Annotated in this window: 16 protein-coding genes and 1 riboswitch; of the genes, 12 read left to right on the forward strand and 4 right to left on the reverse strand. The window is 75.1% G+C overall.

Translation table 11 applies throughout. The features are described 5' to 3' along the window. The 3 genes from CTKZ_RS03775 to CTKZ_RS03785 all read left to right on the forward strand — a co-directional run. Positions 1–587 (forward strand): cellulose-binding domain-containing protein (locus tag CTKZ_RS03775; protein ID WP_200829631.1); only part of this gene is annotated, 587 nt, incomplete at its 5' end. Between the two features lie 210 nt (positions 588–797). Beyond that, positions 798–2522, forward strand: a complete 1725-nt coding sequence (locus CTKZ_RS21960; protein WP_200829632.1) for a hypothetical protein — start codon at positions 798–800, stop codon at positions 2520–2522. A gap of 265 nt (positions 2523–2787) precedes the next feature. Beyond that, positions 2788–3975: a peptidoglycan-binding domain-containing protein gene (locus tag CTKZ_RS03785; RefSeq protein ID WP_235843289.1), complete on the forward strand. Its 1188-nt coding sequence runs from the start codon at positions 2788–2790 to the stop codon at positions 3973–3975. Between the two features lie 150 nt (positions 3976–4125). Here the strand turns inward: CTKZ_RS03785 and CTKZ_RS03790 are convergent, their stop codons facing one another. Continuing rightward, a complete protein-coding gene (locus CTKZ_RS03790) occupies positions 4126–5094 on the reverse strand; it encodes an NAD(P)-dependent alcohol dehydrogenase (RefSeq protein ID WP_124341687.1) in 969 nt (322 codons plus the stop codon). A 649-nt stretch (positions 5095–5743) separates the two neighbouring features. Between CTKZ_RS03790 and CTKZ_RS03795 the strand changes: the two genes are divergently transcribed. Then, positions 5744–6196, forward strand: coding sequence for a hypothetical protein (locus tag CTKZ_RS03795; protein WP_124341688.1), 453 nt, complete (start codon positions 5744–5746; stop codon positions 6194–6196). 22 nt (positions 6197–6218) lie between these two features. On the opposite strand, the gene CTKZ_RS03800 is transcribed toward CTKZ_RS03795, so the two are convergent. From CTKZ_RS03800 to CTKZ_RS03805, 3 genes are all read right to left on the reverse strand, one after another. Continuing rightward, positions 6219–6410 carry a CsbD family protein gene (locus tag CTKZ_RS03800; RefSeq protein WP_124341689.1) on the reverse strand — a complete coding sequence of 64 codons (192 nt, stop codon included), beginning with the start codon at positions 6408–6410 and terminating at the stop codon, positions 6219–6221. Positions 6411–6449: 39 nt separating this feature from the next. Next, entirely contained in the window at positions 6450–6605 is a 156-nt protein-coding gene (locus CTKZ_RS21965; protein ID WP_148090454.1) for a DUF4175 domain-containing protein, read from the reverse strand. A gap of 157 nt (positions 6606–6762) precedes the next feature. Next, positions 6763–7143, reverse strand: coding sequence for a nuclear transport factor 2 family protein (locus CTKZ_RS03805; protein WP_124341690.1), 381 nt, complete (start codon positions 7141–7143; stop codon positions 6763–6765). Between the two features lie 133 nt (positions 7144–7276). Continuing rightward, positions 7277–7390: riboswitch (SAM riboswitch) on the forward strand. Positions 7391–7658: 268 nt separating this feature from the next. On the opposite strand from CTKZ_RS03805, the gene CTKZ_RS03810 reads away from it, so the two are divergent. From CTKZ_RS03810 to CTKZ_RS03845, 8 genes are all read left to right on the forward strand, one after another. Further along, a complete protein-coding gene (locus CTKZ_RS03810) occupies positions 7659–8810 on the forward strand; it encodes an LLM class flavin-dependent oxidoreductase (RefSeq protein WP_124341691.1) in 1152 nt (383 codons plus the stop codon). Between the two features lie 10 nt (positions 8811–8820). After that, complete coding sequence (locus CTKZ_RS03815; protein WP_124341692.1) at positions 8821–10209, forward strand: NtaA/DmoA family FMN-dependent monooxygenase; 1389 nt, start codon at positions 8821–8823, stop codon at positions 10207–10209. A 13-nt stretch (positions 10210–10222) separates the two neighbouring features. After that, the gene (locus tag CTKZ_RS03820) at positions 10223–11101 is read left to right on the forward strand and encodes a DUF1684 domain-containing protein (RefSeq protein WP_124341693.1); all 879 of its coding nucleotides are present in this window, start codon (positions 10223–10225) and stop codon (positions 11099–11101) included. Further along, the gene (locus CTKZ_RS03825) at positions 11098–12129 is read left to right on the forward strand and encodes an amino acid ABC transporter permease (RefSeq protein ID WP_124341694.1); all 1032 of its coding nucleotides are present in this window, start codon (positions 11098–11100) and stop codon (positions 12127–12129) included. The genes CTKZ_RS03820 and CTKZ_RS03825 overlap by 4 nt, the downstream gene beginning before the upstream one ends. Then, positions 12126–12932, forward strand: coding sequence for an amino acid ABC transporter ATP-binding protein (locus CTKZ_RS03830; RefSeq protein ID WP_124341695.1), 807 nt, complete (start codon positions 12126–12128; stop codon positions 12930–12932). The genes CTKZ_RS03825 and CTKZ_RS03830 overlap by 4 nt, the downstream gene beginning before the upstream one ends. Positions 12933–13012: 80 nt before the next feature. Continuing rightward, positions 13013–14029 carry an ABC transporter substrate-binding protein gene (locus CTKZ_RS03835; protein ID WP_124341696.1) on the forward strand — a complete coding sequence of 339 codons (1017 nt, stop codon included), beginning with the start codon at positions 13013–13015 and terminating at the stop codon, positions 14027–14029. A gap of 137 nt (positions 14030–14166) precedes the next feature. Further along, complete coding sequence (locus CTKZ_RS03840) at positions 14167–15345, forward strand: FAD-dependent oxidoreductase (protein ID WP_124341697.1); 1179 nt, start codon at positions 14167–14169, stop codon at positions 15343–15345. Between the two features lie 113 nt (positions 15346–15458). Then, on the forward strand, positions 15459–15935 hold a 477-nt coding region (locus CTKZ_RS03845; RefSeq protein ID WP_124341698.1), incomplete at its 3' end, for an LLM class flavin-dependent oxidoreductase.

The raw sequence follows: 15935 nt of genomic DNA on the forward strand, positions 1-15935 counted from the left end.
ACCAGCGGGTCGTGCAGGCCTGCCTCAACGTCTCGCGCTGCACCGGCATCACCGTCTGGGGCGTGCGCGACACCGACTCCTGGCGCTCGGGCGGCACACCGCTGCTGTTCGACGGGTCGGGCAACAAGAAGGCCGCCTACACGTCCGTGCTGGACACGCTGAACCGGGCGACGCCCAGCCCGACGCCGACGACGCCGGACCCCACGCCGACGACGCCTGACCCGACGCCCACCACGCCGGACCCGACGCCGACCACGCCGCAGCCGACCGGGGCGTGCACCGTCACGTACGCCGCGCCGTCGCAGTGGCAGACCGGCTTCACCGCGAACGTGCGGATCACCAACAACGGCGCGGCCGTCAACGGGTGGACGCTCACCTGGGCGTTCCCGGGCAACCAGACGATCAGCCAGGCGTGGAGCACCGCCACCACGCAGAACGGTGCGCAGGTGACCGCGCGCAACGTCGACTACAACCGCACGATCGCGACCGGAGGCACCGTCGAGTTCGGGTTCAACGGCGCCTACAGCGGCAGCAACCCGGCGCCCACGAGCTTCTCGCTCAACGGCACGCCCTGCACCACGCGCTGACACCGCGAGGCCGGTGCGGCGGGCGTGCGCAGCGTCGCCGCAGCGGCTGACGGACCCGCGCGCACGCCGACGGCCCGGACGAGAGGTCCGGGCCGTCGGCGTTCCCGCGTCCCGTCGGCGGACAGCGTGCTCGTCGTCCCGCGCGCCTCCCCGCGGTCCGTGCCCTCGCGTGGTCATGATCGGCCCACCACGCGACGTGAGGGGGCCTCCATGTTGCCGAGCCAGATCCGCACCGCCACCGTGCGCCTCGGTCCGTTCCTCGACGACCTGGGGTCGCCGTGGACAGGCCGCGTCACGGTGCGGTCGTCGGCCGCACGCGTCTGGGACGCGAGCGGGGCGACGGTCCACCCGCGACCCGCGGTGGTCGCGCTCGACGAGCACGGCGGTGCGACGCTGCGCCTGCCGACGACCGACCAGCCCGGGTTCAGCGACGGCGCCGGGCGGCCCGTGACCAGCTGGTCGTACACGGTGACGCTCGAGCTCGACGGCGAGCCGCCCGTCCGGCACACGTTCCCCCTCCCCGGTGACGAGGGCGACGACGTGCGCGTGATCATCCCGGTCACGACGGCGGAGGAGGCGACGGCCGCGGCGCCGCGGGACGAGACGGCGGCCGCCACGACGGCGGCGGCACCGGGCGCCCTGCCGGTCCCGGGCGACCCGGTGGTCGCGGCAGGGGCCGGGCGGGGGCTGACGCGGCGTGCCGCGTTCCGGGCCGGTGCGATGGTGCTCGGCACGGCTGCGGCGGTCGTCGCGGGGCAGCAGGGCGCGGCGGCGGCACCGGCGCGCGGGAGCCGGGTCGGGTCGGTGCTGCTGCCGGCGGCGCAGACGATCGACGACGACCTGGTCGTGGGGAGCGCCGCGCACCCGCACAGCCTGTTCATCCGGTCGTCCGCGGCGGGCGGAACCGAGGGCGGGCCCGGGATCTTCGACTCGACCGGGCGGCTGGTGCTCGAGACGTACCAGCCGCACTTCCAGCACTTCGGCGAGTCGATCCGCGTCGAGCTCAAGGACCCGCGCGCCAAGGGCATGCTCACGTACCGGGCGGCGTGGCCCACGCCGCACTACCCGGACGGCGACTTCACGTGGGTCGCGGGGCACCCGAACGGACCGCAGTCCGTCGCGTGGCTCGGCGCGCACTTCCTCAACAACGACGACCCGTCGAGCCTCGCGAAGAACCTGCAGCACGGGCACATCGGCTTCGAGGTCCCGGACTCGCTGGGCCAGCTGCAGACGAGGCTCGAGATCAAGTTCATCGACCCGGTGACGGGCAAGATCGGCACGGACAAGACCGCGATCCGCACCAACATGGCGGACTTCGAGGTCGGCACGAGCCAGCGCGGCGAGCAGCTGCGCGTCGTGGGCGGCGAGGAGAACCACCGGGACGTCGTGTGGGCCACGCGGGTGGGGACGGTCCGCGAGCCGCGGTGGGTCGCGCGCACCGTTGCGGGACGGTCGAACTTCGAGCTGCTGCGCTACCAGAACGGCAACGTCCTCGTGGACACCCCGTTCGGCGTCGACCGTGCCACCGGTCTCGTCACGGTCGGCGGACAGCGGGGCACGTCGGCCGGGTTGCGCGTGGTGCGGAACGGCGGCATCGCGCTGACCGTGACACCGCTCGAGGCCGGCGGGCACGGGGCCCTCGTCACGGGCGTCGACGCGACGACGCGCGCCTACCAGTCGGACGTCACGGGCGACGCGCAGCGGCGGTTCGTCACGCTCGTCGACGGCACCCAGCAGTGGGGGACCGGTGCAGCGGCGCGCGACACGCAGCTCTACCGGCGGGCGGTCAACCAGCTCGGCACCGACGGCGGGCTGTTCCTGCGCAGCAGCGCCACGCCGGCGACGGCGTCGACCGGCGGGGTCCTGTTCGTCGCCGACGGCGCGCTCAAGTTCCGCGGGTCGACGGGCACGGTGACGACGCTCGCGCCCGCCTGACAGCGGTTCCCCGCCCGGCGACGTGCGACCCCGCCTGACGGGGGTCGCCCCGGCGTGACGCGGGCGGCTCCGACGTGACGAGGGCGAGCCCGGCATGACGCCGCCCGACGTCGTGCCGGGGTGCGCGCCGGCGGCTGGGCGAGACCACCCGCGACGGGTGGGGCGGTGCGTCCGGCAGCCCGTCGACGATGGGCGGGGGCCGCGGGGGTGGCCCGGGCGGTCGGCGGTCGTGGGAGCGCCGACCCTGTCGGGGGAGGAGCACGTCGTGGGGACGCGAACATGGGTGCGGGGCGGGACGGTCGCGCTGCTGGTGGCGCTGGTCGCGGGGTGCGCGCAGGACGAGGACGAGCCGTCGGACCTCGACCGCGCGCGCGCCGACGTCACGGCGAAGGAACGCGCGCTGACGGAGGCGCAGGAGGCGTCGGCCGCGGCGACCGAGGCGTTCTGCGCGAGCGCGACGGGCTACATCCACGCGCTCGACCGCTACGGCGACCTGCTCGTCTCGACCGCACCGACGGTCGGCGACGTCGTCACCGCGGGCGACGACCTGCGCGCGCCGCGGGCGCAGGTCGTCGACGACGCGCAGGAGGCGCAGACCACGCACGAGGCGGTGACGGACGCGGAGAACGACCTGGCCCAGGCCCGGGCGGCGCTCGCGGAGCTCGAGGCGTCGGAGGCGGCGTCCGGGGCGCCGGTCGAACCCGTCGAGCCGACGACGGCCACGGCGACCTCGCTCGCGCCCGCGGAGCTCGTCGAGCGCGTGCGGCAGGCGGACGCCGAGCTCACCGCGGTGAAGGAGGGCATCGGCGACGACACGCCGCTCGCGCAGGCGTCGGAGCAGTTCGACGCGGCCGCGGTGGCGCTCGAGGCCGCGTGGCTGCGGCTCTTCGTGACCACCGGCTGCCTCGCGGACGACCAGCAGGCCGCGGCGCACGAGGCGTTCGTCGCGTACACGACGACGCTCCAGCAGTCGCTGACCGACGCCGGGTACGACACCGGGCCGGTCGACGGGGTCTACGGCCCGCAGACGGTCGCGGCGGTCGAGGCGCTGCAGGCCGCGCACGGGCTGCCGGTGACGGGCACGGTCGACAAGGCGACGGACGCGGCGCTGCGCGCGGACCTCGAGGCCAAGGGGGGTGCGGCGGCGACCGCGGCGGTCGCGACGACGGCGGCGCTGCAGCAGACGCTGCACCTGCTCGGCTACTGGGACGGACCGGTCGACGGCACGTGGACGGACGCGCTCACGCAGGCGGTCGTCGCGCTGCAGACCGACCTCGGGGTCCCGGCGACGGGCGTGATGGACGCCGCGACGATCGCGGCGGCGCAGGCGGCGGTCGCCGCGGCGCTCGCGGCCGGTGCCCCCGCGCAGGACGCCGCGCCGGACGACGGCCCGGGCGACGACGCGTCGCAGGACGCGGCACCGGACGAGGAGTCGGAGACCGACGAGGGCTGACGGTGGTCAGGGGCCAGCACGCGGGTCATGGACGTCGGCCAGGCGACGCGACGGTCGGCTCGGCGACGCGATCGTCGGCCGGCGAGACGGCCGGCCCGCAGGCGCGACCGTCGGCGACCCGCCCACGTCGGCGGCCCGCTGGTCGCGGCGTCAGGTCGGGTCGACGGTGACGACGACCTTGCCGACGGAGCGGCCCGATCCATGGCGGCGCAGCGCCTCGGCGGTCTGCTCGAGCGGGAAGGTCCGGTCCACGACCGTCCGCACGGCGCCGGCCTGCAGCAGGTCCACGAGCGGTCCGACGTGCCGGACGCCGAGCGGCACGGCGAGCACGCGCAGCCGCTTCCGCCCCGCCAGGCCGACGAGCGGCCCGAGCACCAGGACCTGGAGCAGCGACCGGACGGCGCCGCCGACGACGAGGTAGGTGCCACCGGGAGCGACGCCGCGCGCGATCGCACCGACCGACCGGTAGCAGGCCAGGTCGAGCACGAGGTCGTACGGGCCGGTGCGGGTCCAGTCGTCGACGCGGTGGTCGAGGACGCGCACGGCACCGAGGGACCGGAGGTGGTCGGCCTTGTGCGCGGTGTCGACGGCCGTGACCGCGGCGCCCGCGAGGACGGCGAGCTGCACCGCGTACGTGCCCGCGCCGCCGCCCGCGCCGTTGACCAGCACGCGCTGCCCGGGACGCACGCGGCCGCGGTCGACGACGCCGCGCAGCGCGATGACCCCGGCCTGCGGCACGGCCGACGCCTCGACGAACGACATCCCGTCAGGCAGGGGGGCGAAGGACCGGGCGGGTGCGCACACGTGCTCGGCGAAGCAGCCGAGGCGGTCGAGGAGGTCGGCGTACACGTCGTCGCCAGGTGCGAACGTCGTGACGTCGGCGCCGACCGCGACGACGGTCCCGGCGACGTCCGAACCGAGCACCCGCCGACGCGGCCGGCGCAGCCCGCCGAGCCGCGCGTAGGCGGGTCGCCCGGTGAGCCCCTCCCAGTCGGAGCCGTTGACCGAGACGGCCCGGACGGCGACCAGCACCTCGTCGGGGCCCGGCTCGGGCCGGTCGACGTCGACGACGCGCAGCACGTCGGGCGAGCCGTACTCCGTGTACTCCACGGCCTTCATCGGGTCCTCCGGGCCGGTGCGGCGGGCAGGCGCTGCCACCGTAGCGGCTGCGTCGCGACGGCCGGGCGGCGTGCAGACGCGGGCGACGCGTCGACGAGCACCCGCTCGGGACCGAGCGGCTCTACGGCGACGGCCTCCCGGCGGCGCCGGGCGACGCGAAGACGTACGGCCGCGACCTGGTGACGGGCGCGCCGTGCGAGGCCGACGAGTACGCGGTGCTCGACCCCGAGGGGCGGGCGCTGCTGCGCGCGGTCCCGTACGTGCCGCCGCACGCGCTGCCGTCCGAGGACCTGCCGCTGCAGCTCGTCCCGGGCCGGACGATCTACCACGTCCACACCCGGACCACGACGCCGGGGCGTGCCCGCGCGCCCGAGCTCGCACTGCTGCCGGACCTCCGGACCGTCGACGTCCTCGCGCACGGCCTCGCGCACGGCATCGCCTCCGACTGGGGGCTCATCGGTCAGGCGGCGCAGGGGTGTGCGCGCACGCGACCTCGTCGACCTCGCGCAGCGCTGCCGGTCGGAGGCGATCCGGCAGGCGCGTTGGGCGGACGCGATGCTCAAGGAGTCGGCGACTCAGATCCTCGTGTCCTGACGGCCCGGGACGGAGGTCCGGTCCGCAGCGGTGGCGGCGGTGGCAGCGTCGGACCATGGGACGTGCAGCGCGCCGGTGGGTCGTGGGCCTCTCCGCGTTCACCCTCGTCGGGGTCGTCGCGGGGGTGCAGGGCTTCCTGTCGGGTGCGTTCGCGCCGCTCGTCGACGACCTCGAGCAGGTGCTGCCCCTCACCGGGCCGGTCGTGCCGGCCGTCGCGCTGGCGGTCCTCGTCGGTGTCCCGCAGACGGTCGTGCTCGTGACCGCGCTGCGACGGACGGCGGACGCGCCCGTCGTCGCGGCGGTGGGCGGCGCGGCGCTGACCGGGTGGGTCGCGGTGCAGCTGCCGCTCGTCGGCTGGACGTCGCCCGTGCAGTGGGCGTTCGCCGCCGTCGGCGTGGTCGAGTGCGTCGCCGGGCTGCGGATGCGCGCGGCGCGGGCGGGGACGGCCGCGGGACCAGCGGGGACGACGACGGGGACGGCCCGTGCGGACCGTCCCCGTCGGGGCTGACCGGCCGAGCCGGTGCAGCGGTCTACTTGAAGGCGTCCTTGACGTCGTCGACGGCGTCCTTCGCCTTGTCACCGGCCTGCTTGACGTTGGCGGACGCCTGGTCCGCCTGGCCCTCGGCCTCGAGGCGCTCGTTGCCGCTCGCGCGGCCGGCGCCCTCCTTGACCTTGCCCTTCGCCTCTTCGGCGGCGTGCTCGATCTTGTCGTCCAGACCCATGGGTCTCTCCTCTCGTGAGGGCTGTCGTGTGCGGGGGAGTCAGACGGCGCGACGCCCTCTGCCGACGAGCCAGCCGATGAGGCTGACGACGAGCAGGATGATGCCGATCCACAGCAGGACCTTCGCGGCCTCGACGGCGACGCCGAGGACGATCATCACCACGCCGGCGATGATGAGGATGAGCCACAGAGCCATCTGACTGCCTCTCTCGACCCGGTGGCCGGGGTTGGCCGCCGGACGTCCACGACCGCGGTTCTCCAGTCGCAACTCCTTCATGGTCGTGCGACCAGGGGCGCGCCGCACGTCGGGCGGGCCTGTGCGAACGGTGGTACGCGGGGTGAGAAGGCTTGCGTCAGACGCCCGCCTGCGCGGTGGGCGGGTCGACGAGGTAGGTGCCGTGCCCCTCGACCACGAGCCCGTCGACGAAGCGCAGGACCTCGTCGACCACGCCGCCCGACTGGTTGCGGTAGCCGAGGACGAGCACGTCGACGCCGGCGTGCACGCGTTCGACGGAGAACCGCAGGTCAGGGACCCGTCGGAGGCCTTCCGTCCAGTAGGCCCGCAGGGCGTCCTTGCCGCGCACGACCCCCTGCGTCGCGGGCAGGAGCCGGGCGGCGAAGGGCGAGGTGAACACGACGTCGTCCGCGAAGTGGTCCAGGACGGTCTCGACGTCGTGCGCGTTCCAGGCGGCCACCCAGGCGGCGGCGAAGGCGTGCGGCTCGGGTGTGGACATGCCGGGCAGTGTGGCACCGCGACGTGCGCATGGTGGACATCGATGTCCAGCATGCGAGAACGACCGGCGGCGATACTTGACCTATCCAGTCGGGATTTCTAGTGTGCTCGTCACCGGGGTCACCAGACCTCGGGGTCATGAGCTCCAGCACCAAGCCCCGGCTCGCTGGACGGCAACCCTCCCGCGCGGCGGGGTGCCCCGGGTGACGACCAGGCCGTGAGCGCACCGCCCACGGCAACGGCGCGGACGCAGGCCCACGGCCTGCCGTGAGGAGAGAGCGATGAGCGGGCGAGCCCCTGGACGCGCAGCCGTCCTGACGTGTCGCTGTCGCCCCCTGCGCTCCTGTCGCACGCGCTGACACCCGCGCTCGCCGCACCGTCGGTCGGAGCACGTCGCTCCCCGACCCCGCCGCCCGCTGACGCGGGCGTCTCGTCCCACCCCACCGCCACGTCCCGGCACGGACGCGCCCTCGGCGCGCCCGCAACCGCCGTGCACCCCAGAGACGGACCCGCACCATGACCGTGACCCCCAGCACCCACCTCGGCCTCGACCTCTCCGACGCCGGCGCGCACCCCGAGGCGTGGCGCGCGACCGGCTCCGAGCCGCACCGCCTGTTCGACCCCGAGCGCCTCGGCCAGCTCGTCGCGACCGCGCAGCGCGCCACGCTCGACTACGTCCTGTTCGACGACGCGTTCGCGCTGCACACCAGCCGCAACACGACGCTGCGCGGCCGGCTCGACGCCGCGCTCGTCTCCGCCCGGCTCGCCCCGCGCAGCTCCGGGATCGGGCTCGTCGCGACCGTCGACACCACGCACACCGAGCCGTTCCACGTCGCCAAGGCGATCCAGACGATCGACCACGTGAGCCGCGGTCGCGCCGCCTGGCAGGTCGGCTGGTCCACGACCGACGAGGTCGCCGCCGCGTTCGGCCGCAAGCCCGCGCAGGACGAGGCCGACGCGGTCGCCGAGGCCGACGAGGCCGTCGACGTCGTGCGCAAGCTCTGGGACAGCTGGGAGGACGACGCCGAGATCCGCGACGTCCCGACCGGCCGGTTCGTCGACCGCGAGAAGATCCACCGCATCGACCACGACGGCGTGCGGTTCGCCGTGCGCGGCTCGTCGATCACGCCGCGCTCGCCGCAGGGCCAGCCGCCCGTCGTCGTGCGCGTCGGGTCGCCGTCGTCGCTCGCACTCGCGGCGCACCGCGCCGACGTCGTCCGCATCCGCCCCGCCGACCGCGGTGACGCCGCCCTCCAGCGGGCCGAGGTCCGGGCCGCTGCGGCCGCCGTCGGGCGCGACCCCGACGAGCTCCGCGTGGTGGCCGACCTGTTCGTGGTCCTCGGCGGGACCGAGCACGCCGCACGCGAGCGGCTCGCGCTGCTCGACGCGCTCGCCGCCCCGGGTCGCCGCACCCACGAGGGCGCTGCGCACGTCGGCACGGCCGCGGACCTCGCGGCCACGATCGAGGACTGGACGACGACCGGCGCGGTCGACGGGTTCACGCTGCGGCCCGCCGCGCTGCACACCGACGTCGACGGGATCGCCGACGAGGTCGTCCCGCTGCTGCGCGCCGCGGGCGTGTTCCGCGCGACCTACCCGGGCACGACGTTCCGCGACACGCTCGGCCTGGCGCGCCCGGTCAGCCGCTACGCGACCGCGATCGCCTGAGCCGCCGACCATGACGAACCGCCCCCGCAAGCAGATCCACCTCGGCGCGCACTTCCCGGGTGTCAACAGCACCACGGTGTGGACCGAGCCCGACTCCGGCAGCCAGATCGACTTCGCGTCGTTCGAGCACCTCGCCCGCAAGGCCGAGGACGCCCGCCTCGACTTCTTCTTCCTCGCCGAGGGCCTGCGCCTGCGCGAGCACAAGGGGGAGATCTTCGACCTCGACGTCGTCGGGCGCCCTGACACGCTGCCCGTGCTCGCCGCGCTCGCGGCCGTCACCGACCGGCTCGGCCTGGTCGGCACCATCAACACGACGTTCAACGAGCCGTGGGAGATCGCCCGGCAGTTCGCGACGCTCGACGTCCTGTCCGGCGGCCGTGCCGCATGGAACCTCGTGACGTCGTCGGACGCGTTCACCGGCGCGAACTTCCGCCGCGGCGGGTTCCTGCCCTACGCCGAGCGGTACGAGCGGGCCGCCGAGCTCGTCGCGGTCGCCCGCGCGCTGTGGGACTCGTGGGACGACGACGCCGTGCTCGGCGACCGGGCCGCCGGCGCGTTCCTGCGCGACGGCGCCGTCCGGGACGTCGAGCACGCAGGGCCGCACTTCCGGGTGCGCGGCACGTTCCCGACGCCGCGCGGGCCCCAGGGGCACCCGGTCCTGTTCCAGGCCGGCGACTCGGCCGACGGACGCGACTTCGCGGCGGCCACCGCCGACGTCGTCTTCTCGATGCACTCGACGTTCGAGGACGGCCAGGCGTTCTACCGCGACGTCAAGGGCCGCCTCGCCGCGCTCGGGCGCACCGAGGAGTCGCTGAAGATCCTGCCCGCGACGACCGTCGTGCTCGGCGACACCCTCGCGGACGCACAGGAGCGGGCGCGCGTCATCCGGCGCCAGCAGGTCTCCGGACCGGGCGCGATCGCGTTCCTCGAGCAGGTGTGGGGCGTCGACCTCACGTCCTACGACCCCGAGGGGCCGCTGCCGGACGTCGAGCCCGACGTCGACAACGCCGACATCACGCGCGGCCGGGTCCGGCACGTCAAGGACCCGCGTCCGGTCGTCGCGCAGTGGCGTGCCCGTGCCGAGGCCGAGGGGCTGTCGATCCGCGACCTCGTCATCGCGGTCACGACGCGCGGCGGGTTCGTCGGGACGCCCACGCAGGTCGCCGACGACATCGACCGGGCCGTCCAGGAGGACGCGAGCGACGGCTTCATCCTCGTCCCGCACCTGACACCCCACGGCCTCGACGACGTGCTCGACCGCGTCGTGCCGCTGCTGCAGGAGCGCGGCTCGTTCCGCACCGAGTACAGCGGCCCGACGCTGCGCGACCACCTCGGTCTCGACCGGCCCGCCCCCGGCCGCACCCGCACCGCCCACCTCGACCAGCAGCCCGTCGGCTGAAGGAGCCCCCGCCATGACCGACACCGCGATCCGCCCGGCCGACGCCGGGACCACCGTCCGCACCACTGCGCGCGAGGAGTGGGCCGCCTGGCACGCCGAGCGCGAGCGGGTGCTCGTGACCCCGCACGGCTGGCTCACGCCCGTCGCGCTCCTGTGGCTCCGCGCGCAGCGGCGCACGCTGCCGGGCGTCCCCGGGCTGTGGTGGGCCGACGACGCGGGTGCGCACGTGCTCGCGGTCGACGACGACGGGCTCGTCGACCCGGCCGACGCGGGCACCACGCTGCGCGGCGAGCGCGCGTGGGAGGTCGTCGAGGACGGCTCGGCCGTCGTCGCGCGCTTCCTGCCCGCCGGCCGCGACCCCCTCGCAGCGCCCGACGACGTCGAGGTCGTCGTCGAGCTGATCAGGCGCACCGGCCGGTACGCGCTGCGGCTCCGCGACCCGCAGGCCGCGACCCGGGCCCGGTTCACGGGCGTCCCGACCCATCCCTACGACGAGTCGTGGGTGCTCGACGCGCCCGTGCGCTGGTACGACGCGCCGCAGCGCGTGGTCGTCGGCGCCGCGCAGCCCGGCCTCGTGCACGACGCGACGCTGGTCGGCGAGGTCGACGTCGAGCGCGGCGGCGTGACCCGGACGCTGCGGCTCGTCGGCGCACCCGGCAAGGAGGGCGTCGCGCTGCTCTTCTCGGACGAGGCCGACGACGTCGCGGGCTGGCGCGTGCTGCACGCGGCCCGCCCCGCCGCCGGCGCGCCGACGATCCGGCTCGACCTGAACCGCACCCTCAACCTGCCGTACGCGTTCACGGACTTCGGCACGTGCCCCTCGCCCGTGCTCGGCAACCACCTGCCCTTCGCCGTCGAGGCGGGGGAGCGCGCACCCAGGAGGACCTCGTGAGCACCATCGACCTGCGTCACGACGACGTGCAGCGACGCGTCGCCGACGCCGTCCCGGTCCCCGTCCCCATGCCGGACGGCGCGCGCGTGCCCGCCGGGACGACCGCGCGCGACGAGCTCGAGCGCCTGCGGGTCCGGCCCGCGCGGCACCCCGGCCGGTGGGTCGCGACCGCCGCCGTCGCCGTCCTTCTCGCCATGGTCGTCAGCTCGCTGCTGTCGAACGACAAGTGGGGCTGGGACGTCGTCGGGCAGTACCTGACCTGGCCGTCCGTGCTCGAGGGGCTGTGGGGCACGGTCCGGCTGACCGCCGTCGCGGCAGTCGTCGGGTTCGGCCTCGGCACCGTCCTCGCGCTCATGCGGCTCTCGCGCTCGCCGCTGCTGCAGTCGGTCGCGTGGGCCTACGTCTGGGTGTTCCGGTCGGTGCCGCTGATCCTCCAGCTGCTGCTCTGGTACAACCTCGCGTACCTCTACCCGACGCTGTCGCTCGGCATCCCGTTCGGGCCGTCGTTCACCGAGTTCGGGACGCTCGACGTCGTCGACAAGTTCGGCGCCGCGATCCTCGGTCTCGGGCTGTCGCAGGCCGCGTACTCCTCGGAGATCGTGCGGGCCGGCATCCTCGGCGTCGACCAGGGCCAGCACGAGGCCGCGGCCGCGCTCGGCATCCCGCGCGCCCGGCAGCAGTGGCGGATCGTCCTGCCGCAGGCCATGCGCACGATCGTGCCGACGTCGGTCAACGAGATCATCGGCCTGGTCAAGGGCACGTCGGTCGTCTACGTCCTGGCGTACGGCGAGCTCTTCTACACCGTCGGCGTCATCTACGGGCGCAACCTGCAGGTGGTCCCGCTGCTGCTCGTCGCGGGCATCTGGTACCTCGTCCTCACGACGGCCCTCACGATCGCCCAGTTCTACCTGGAGCGGTACTACGCCCGCGGGGCGCTCCGGACCCTGCCGCCGACGCCCCTGCAGAAGGCGCGGCGTGCCGTGCGGACGTCGTGGGCCCGGATCGTCACCCGAGGAGGTGCGGCATGACCGCCACGACCACCACCACGCGGACCGGCACGACGCAGCCGACCGGCGGGCTGCTGGAGGTGCACGGCGTGCACAAGTCCTACGGGACGCTCGAGGTGCTGCAGGGCGTCGACCTCGTGGTCCGGCCCGGCGAGGTGACCGTCGTCATCGGCCCGTCCGGCTCCGGCAAGTCGACGCTGCTGCGGGTGATCAACCACCTCGAGAAGGTCGACCGCGGGTTCGTCGCGCTCGACGGCGACCTCATCGGGTACGCCCGCCGCGGGGACTCGCTGCGCGAGCTCAAGGAGAAGGACATCCTGCGGCAGCGCACGCAGATCGGCTTCGTCTTCCAGTCCTTCAACCTGTTCCCGCACCTCACGGCGCTGGAGAACGTCACGGAGGCGCCGGTCTCGGCCCAAGGCCGGCCGCGTGCCGAGGTCGAGGCCGAGGCGCGCGCGCTCCTCGACCGTGTCGGGCTCGCCGACAAGGCCGACGCCCGCCCCCGGCAGCTCTCCGGCGGCCAGCAGCAGCGCGTCGCGATCGCCCGCGCGCTCGCGACCCGGCCCAAGGTGCTGCTGTTCGACGAGCCGACGTCCGCGCTCGACCCCGAGCTCGTGGGCGAGGTCCTCGACGTCATCCAGGACCTCGCGCACGGCGGCACGACCATCGTGCTCGTGACGCACGAGATCGCGTTCGCCCGCCAGATCGCCGACACCGTCGTCTTCATGGACGGCGGCCGGATCGTCGAGCAGGGCCCGCCCGCCCGGGTGCTCGACCACCCCGCCCACGCCCGGACCCGGGCGTTCCTCGACAAGGTCCTGTGACCCCGTCGAGCGCTGCACGACCCCCGCACGACCCGACCCCACCGTCCCCGCCCCGAGGGACCACACGAGAGGCACCACCCATGACCCGCACGATCGGCGCACGCCGAGCCCCCGGACGCACGCGGCTGCTCGCCGCCGCCGTCGCCCTCCCGCTGCTCGTCACGCTCGCCGCCTGCTCGTCGAGCGCGGACGCGGAGGAGCCGGCCGGTGGCAGCGACCTCGCCGAGGCCGCGGAGAAGGCCGGGCTCGAGGTCAACACGACCGCCGACCAGGACAGGATCCGCACGACCGAGTCGGAGGAGGCGATCGCGCTCCTGCCCGACGCGTACAAGGACGTCGACACGCTCAAGGTGTCCGTGTCCGCGTACGTCGCTCCGCTCGCGTTCCTCGCGGACGACGAGAAGACGCCCATCGGGAACGAGACCGACATCGCGCAGCTCATCGGCGACGCGCTCGGCAAGAAGGTCGAGTGGGAGGTCAAGGCGTGGGCCGACTGGCCGCTCGCGCTGCAGTCCGGCGACGTCGACGCGTCGATCTCCAACATCACGGTGACCGAGGAGCGCAAGGAGCTCTACGACTTCGCGTCGTACCGCGTCGACCAGCTCGGCTGGCTGACCCGCGCGGACTCCGACCTCGAGTCGATCACGGAGCCCGCCGACATCGCGGGCCTGACGGTGGCCGTCGGCTCCGGCACCAACCAGGAGAAGATCCTGCTGGCCTGGGACGAGGAGAACAAGGCCGCCGGTCTCGAGCCCGTCAAGGTCGAGTACTTCGAGAACGACGGCGACACGATCCTCGCGCTGCAGTCCGGACGCATCGACGTCTCGTTCGGCCCCAACGCGACCGCCGCGTACAAGGTGCGGGTCTCGCCCGACGAGTTCAAGGTCGTCGGCACGCTCAACGGCGGCTGGCCGAACACCGCGCAGATCGCCGCCGCGACCCTCAAGGGCAACGGCCTGTCGGCCGCGTTCACCGCGGCGCTCAACCACGCGATCGAGGACGGCTCGTACGCGAAGGTCCTCGAGCGCTGGGGCCTGCAGGACGAGGCGATCGAGAAGTCCGAGGAGAACCCGCCCGGGCTGCCCAAGACCGAGTGAGCGTCTGCTTCAGGACCTCCTCGACCAGACCGGTCCCTGGGGGACGGTGACCGGTCGCGGGGCCGGTCGGGTGCGACGCCCGACCGGCCCCGTCCCCCCCAGCCGTCGCAGCCCCCGTGCGACCGAAGGAGACAGCGATGAGTGCAGCCGTGGACCACGTGGTCGTCGGCGGCGGCGTCATGGGCGCGGCCGCGGCCTGGCAGCTCGCCCGGCGCGGGCGCGACGTCGTGCTGCTGGAGCGGTTCGGCCCCGGGCACGCGCACGGCGCGTCGCACGGCAGCGGCCGGATCTACCGCACGACGTACGCGCAGTCCGACTACCTCGACCTCGCGCAGGAGGCGCTGCCGCTGTGGTCCGCCGTGGCGGACGAGGCCGGGGTCGCACCGGTGCTCAAGCACACCGACGGCATCAGCCACGGCGGCGCGGCGGCCGACGAGGTCGCCGAGGCGCTGCGAGCCCGCGGCGTCCTCGCGCGCTGGGTCGAGCCCGCCGAGGCTGCCGAGCGGTGGCCGGGCCTGCGGTTCGAGACGCGCGTGCTGCACGAGAGCCGCACCGCCGGACGGCTGCACGCCGACCGCGCGGTGGCCGCGCTGCAGGAGGCGGCCCGCGCGCACGGGGCCGACGTCCGGCACGACACCGCGGTGACCGGGCTCGTCGACGTCCCGGGCGGCGTCCTCGTCCGGACTACGACCGACGAGGTCGTCGCGCGCAGCGTCGTCGTCGCCGTCGGTGCCTGGACGCAGCGTCTGCTGACGGGCGCAGGTGCCGGTCTCGCCGACGCGGCCGCGGTCGCCGACGGGCTGCCGTCCCTCGTCGTCACGCAGGAGCAGCCCGCGCACTTCGCGCTGCGCACGGCCGCGCCGACGCCTGAGTCGTGGCCCGTGTTCACGCACCAGCCGCTCGACCCGGGCGGCTGGCCGAGCGGCACGTACGGGCTGGTCGACCCCGTCGAGGGCCTCAAGATCGGCTTCCACGGCGTCGGGCCCGTGACCGACCCCGACCGGCGGACCTACGAGCCCGAGCCCGGGCAGCTCGCGCGGCTGCGGGACTACGTCCGGACGTGGGTGCCGGGCGCCGACCCCGACTCCTTCGAGCCCGTGTCCTGCACCTACACGACGACGCCCGACCACGACTTCGTGCTCGACCGGCGCGGCCGCGTGGTCGTCGCCGCCGGGTTCTCCGGGCACGGGTTCAAGTTCGCGCCCGCCGTCGGGCGGGTGCTCGCGGACCTCGCCACCGAGGACCCCGACGGGCCGACGCGTGCCGCGGCCGCGCGGTTCGCGCTGCACCGGACCGCCCTCCCTGCCCGCACCTGACCCCCCGACCCGACCACGCGCACCCGACCACGCGCCGCGACACCGACCACACCGGAGGCACCGGACCGCGCCGCGTCCCACGGCCTCCGCAGCACCCCGACGACAGGACCACCATGAGCCCCACCACCACCGCCCGCCGCGTCCCGCTCTCGATCCTCGACCTCGCCGTCGTCGCCGACGGCGCGACCGGGCAGGACGCGATCCGCGCGAGCCTCGAGCTCGCGGTGCGGGCCGACGCGCTCGGTTACCGCCGGTTCTGGTTCGCCGAGCACCACCTCGCGCCCGGCGTCGCGTCGGCGTCGCCCGCGGTGCTCGCGGCCCTGACGGCGGAGCGGACGCAGCGCATCAAGGTCGGGTCGGGTGCGGTGCTGCTCAGCACGACGAGCCCGCTCATCGCCGCCGAGCAGTTCGGCGCGGTGGCGGCGCTGCACCCGGGGCGCGTCGACCTCGGCCTCGGCCGCGCGTTCACGCCTCCGCCGACGCCGGGCGGTGCCACCGCGTCCGCTGCCGTCGTCGCGTCCGCGGCCGTGGCCGCGGACGACTCGGTCGCCGCGGAGGACTCGATCGCCGGGGACGCGCCGGTCGCCACG

The organism is Cellulomonas algicola, assembly GCF_003851725.1.
Taxonomy (GTDB): Bacteria; Actinomycetota; Actinomycetes; order Actinomycetales; family Cellulomonadaceae; genus Cellulomonas; species Cellulomonas algicola.

What these genes read in the sequence shown, in the direction of transcription:
- CTKZ_RS21965 (WP_148090454.1), bottom strand. Translation starts at nt 6,605, where the DNA reads ATGGCTCTGTGGCTCATCCTCATCATCGCCGGCGTGGTGATGATCGTC.
- CTKZ_RS03795 (WP_124341688.1), top strand. Translation starts at nt 5,744, where the DNA reads ATGGGACGTGCAGCGCGCCGGTGGGTCGTGGGCCTCTCCGCGTTCACC.
- CTKZ_RS03805 (WP_124341690.1), bottom strand. Translation starts at nt 7,143, where the DNA reads ATGTCCACACCCGAGCCGCACGCCTTCGCCGCCGCCTGGGTGGCCGCC.
- CTKZ_RS21960 (WP_200829632.1), top strand. Translation starts at nt 798, where the DNA reads ATGTTGCCGAGCCAGATCCGCACCGCCACCGTGCGCCTCGGTCCGTTC.
- CTKZ_RS03835 (WP_124341696.1), top strand. Translation starts at nt 13,013, where the DNA reads ATGACCCGCACGATCGGCGCACGCCGAGCCCCCGGACGCACGCGGCTG.
- CTKZ_RS03800 (WP_124341689.1), bottom strand. Translation starts at nt 6,410, where the DNA reads ATGGGTCTGGACGACAAGATCGAGCACGCCGCCGAAGAGGCGAAGGGC.
- CTKZ_RS03810 (WP_124341691.1), top strand. Translation starts at nt 7,659, where the DNA reads ATGACCGTGACCCCCAGCACCCACCTCGGCCTCGACCTCTCCGACGCC.
- CTKZ_RS03815 (WP_124341692.1), top strand. Translation starts at nt 8,821, where the DNA reads ATGACGAACCGCCCCCGCAAGCAGATCCACCTCGGCGCGCACTTCCCG.
- CTKZ_RS03840 (WP_124341697.1), top strand. Translation starts at nt 14,167, where the DNA reads ATGAGTGCAGCCGTGGACCACGTGGTCGTCGGCGGCGGCGTCATGGGC.
- CTKZ_RS03790 (WP_124341687.1), bottom strand. Translation starts at nt 5,094, where the DNA reads ATGAAGGCCGTGGAGTACACGGAGTACGGCTCGCCCGACGTGCTGCGC.
- CTKZ_RS03820 (WP_124341693.1), top strand. Translation starts at nt 10,223, where the DNA reads ATGACCGACACCGCGATCCGCCCGGCCGACGCCGGGACCACCGTCCGC.
- CTKZ_RS03830 (WP_124341695.1), top strand. Translation starts at nt 12,126, where the DNA reads ATGACCGCCACGACCACCACCACGCGGACCGGCACGACGCAGCCGACC.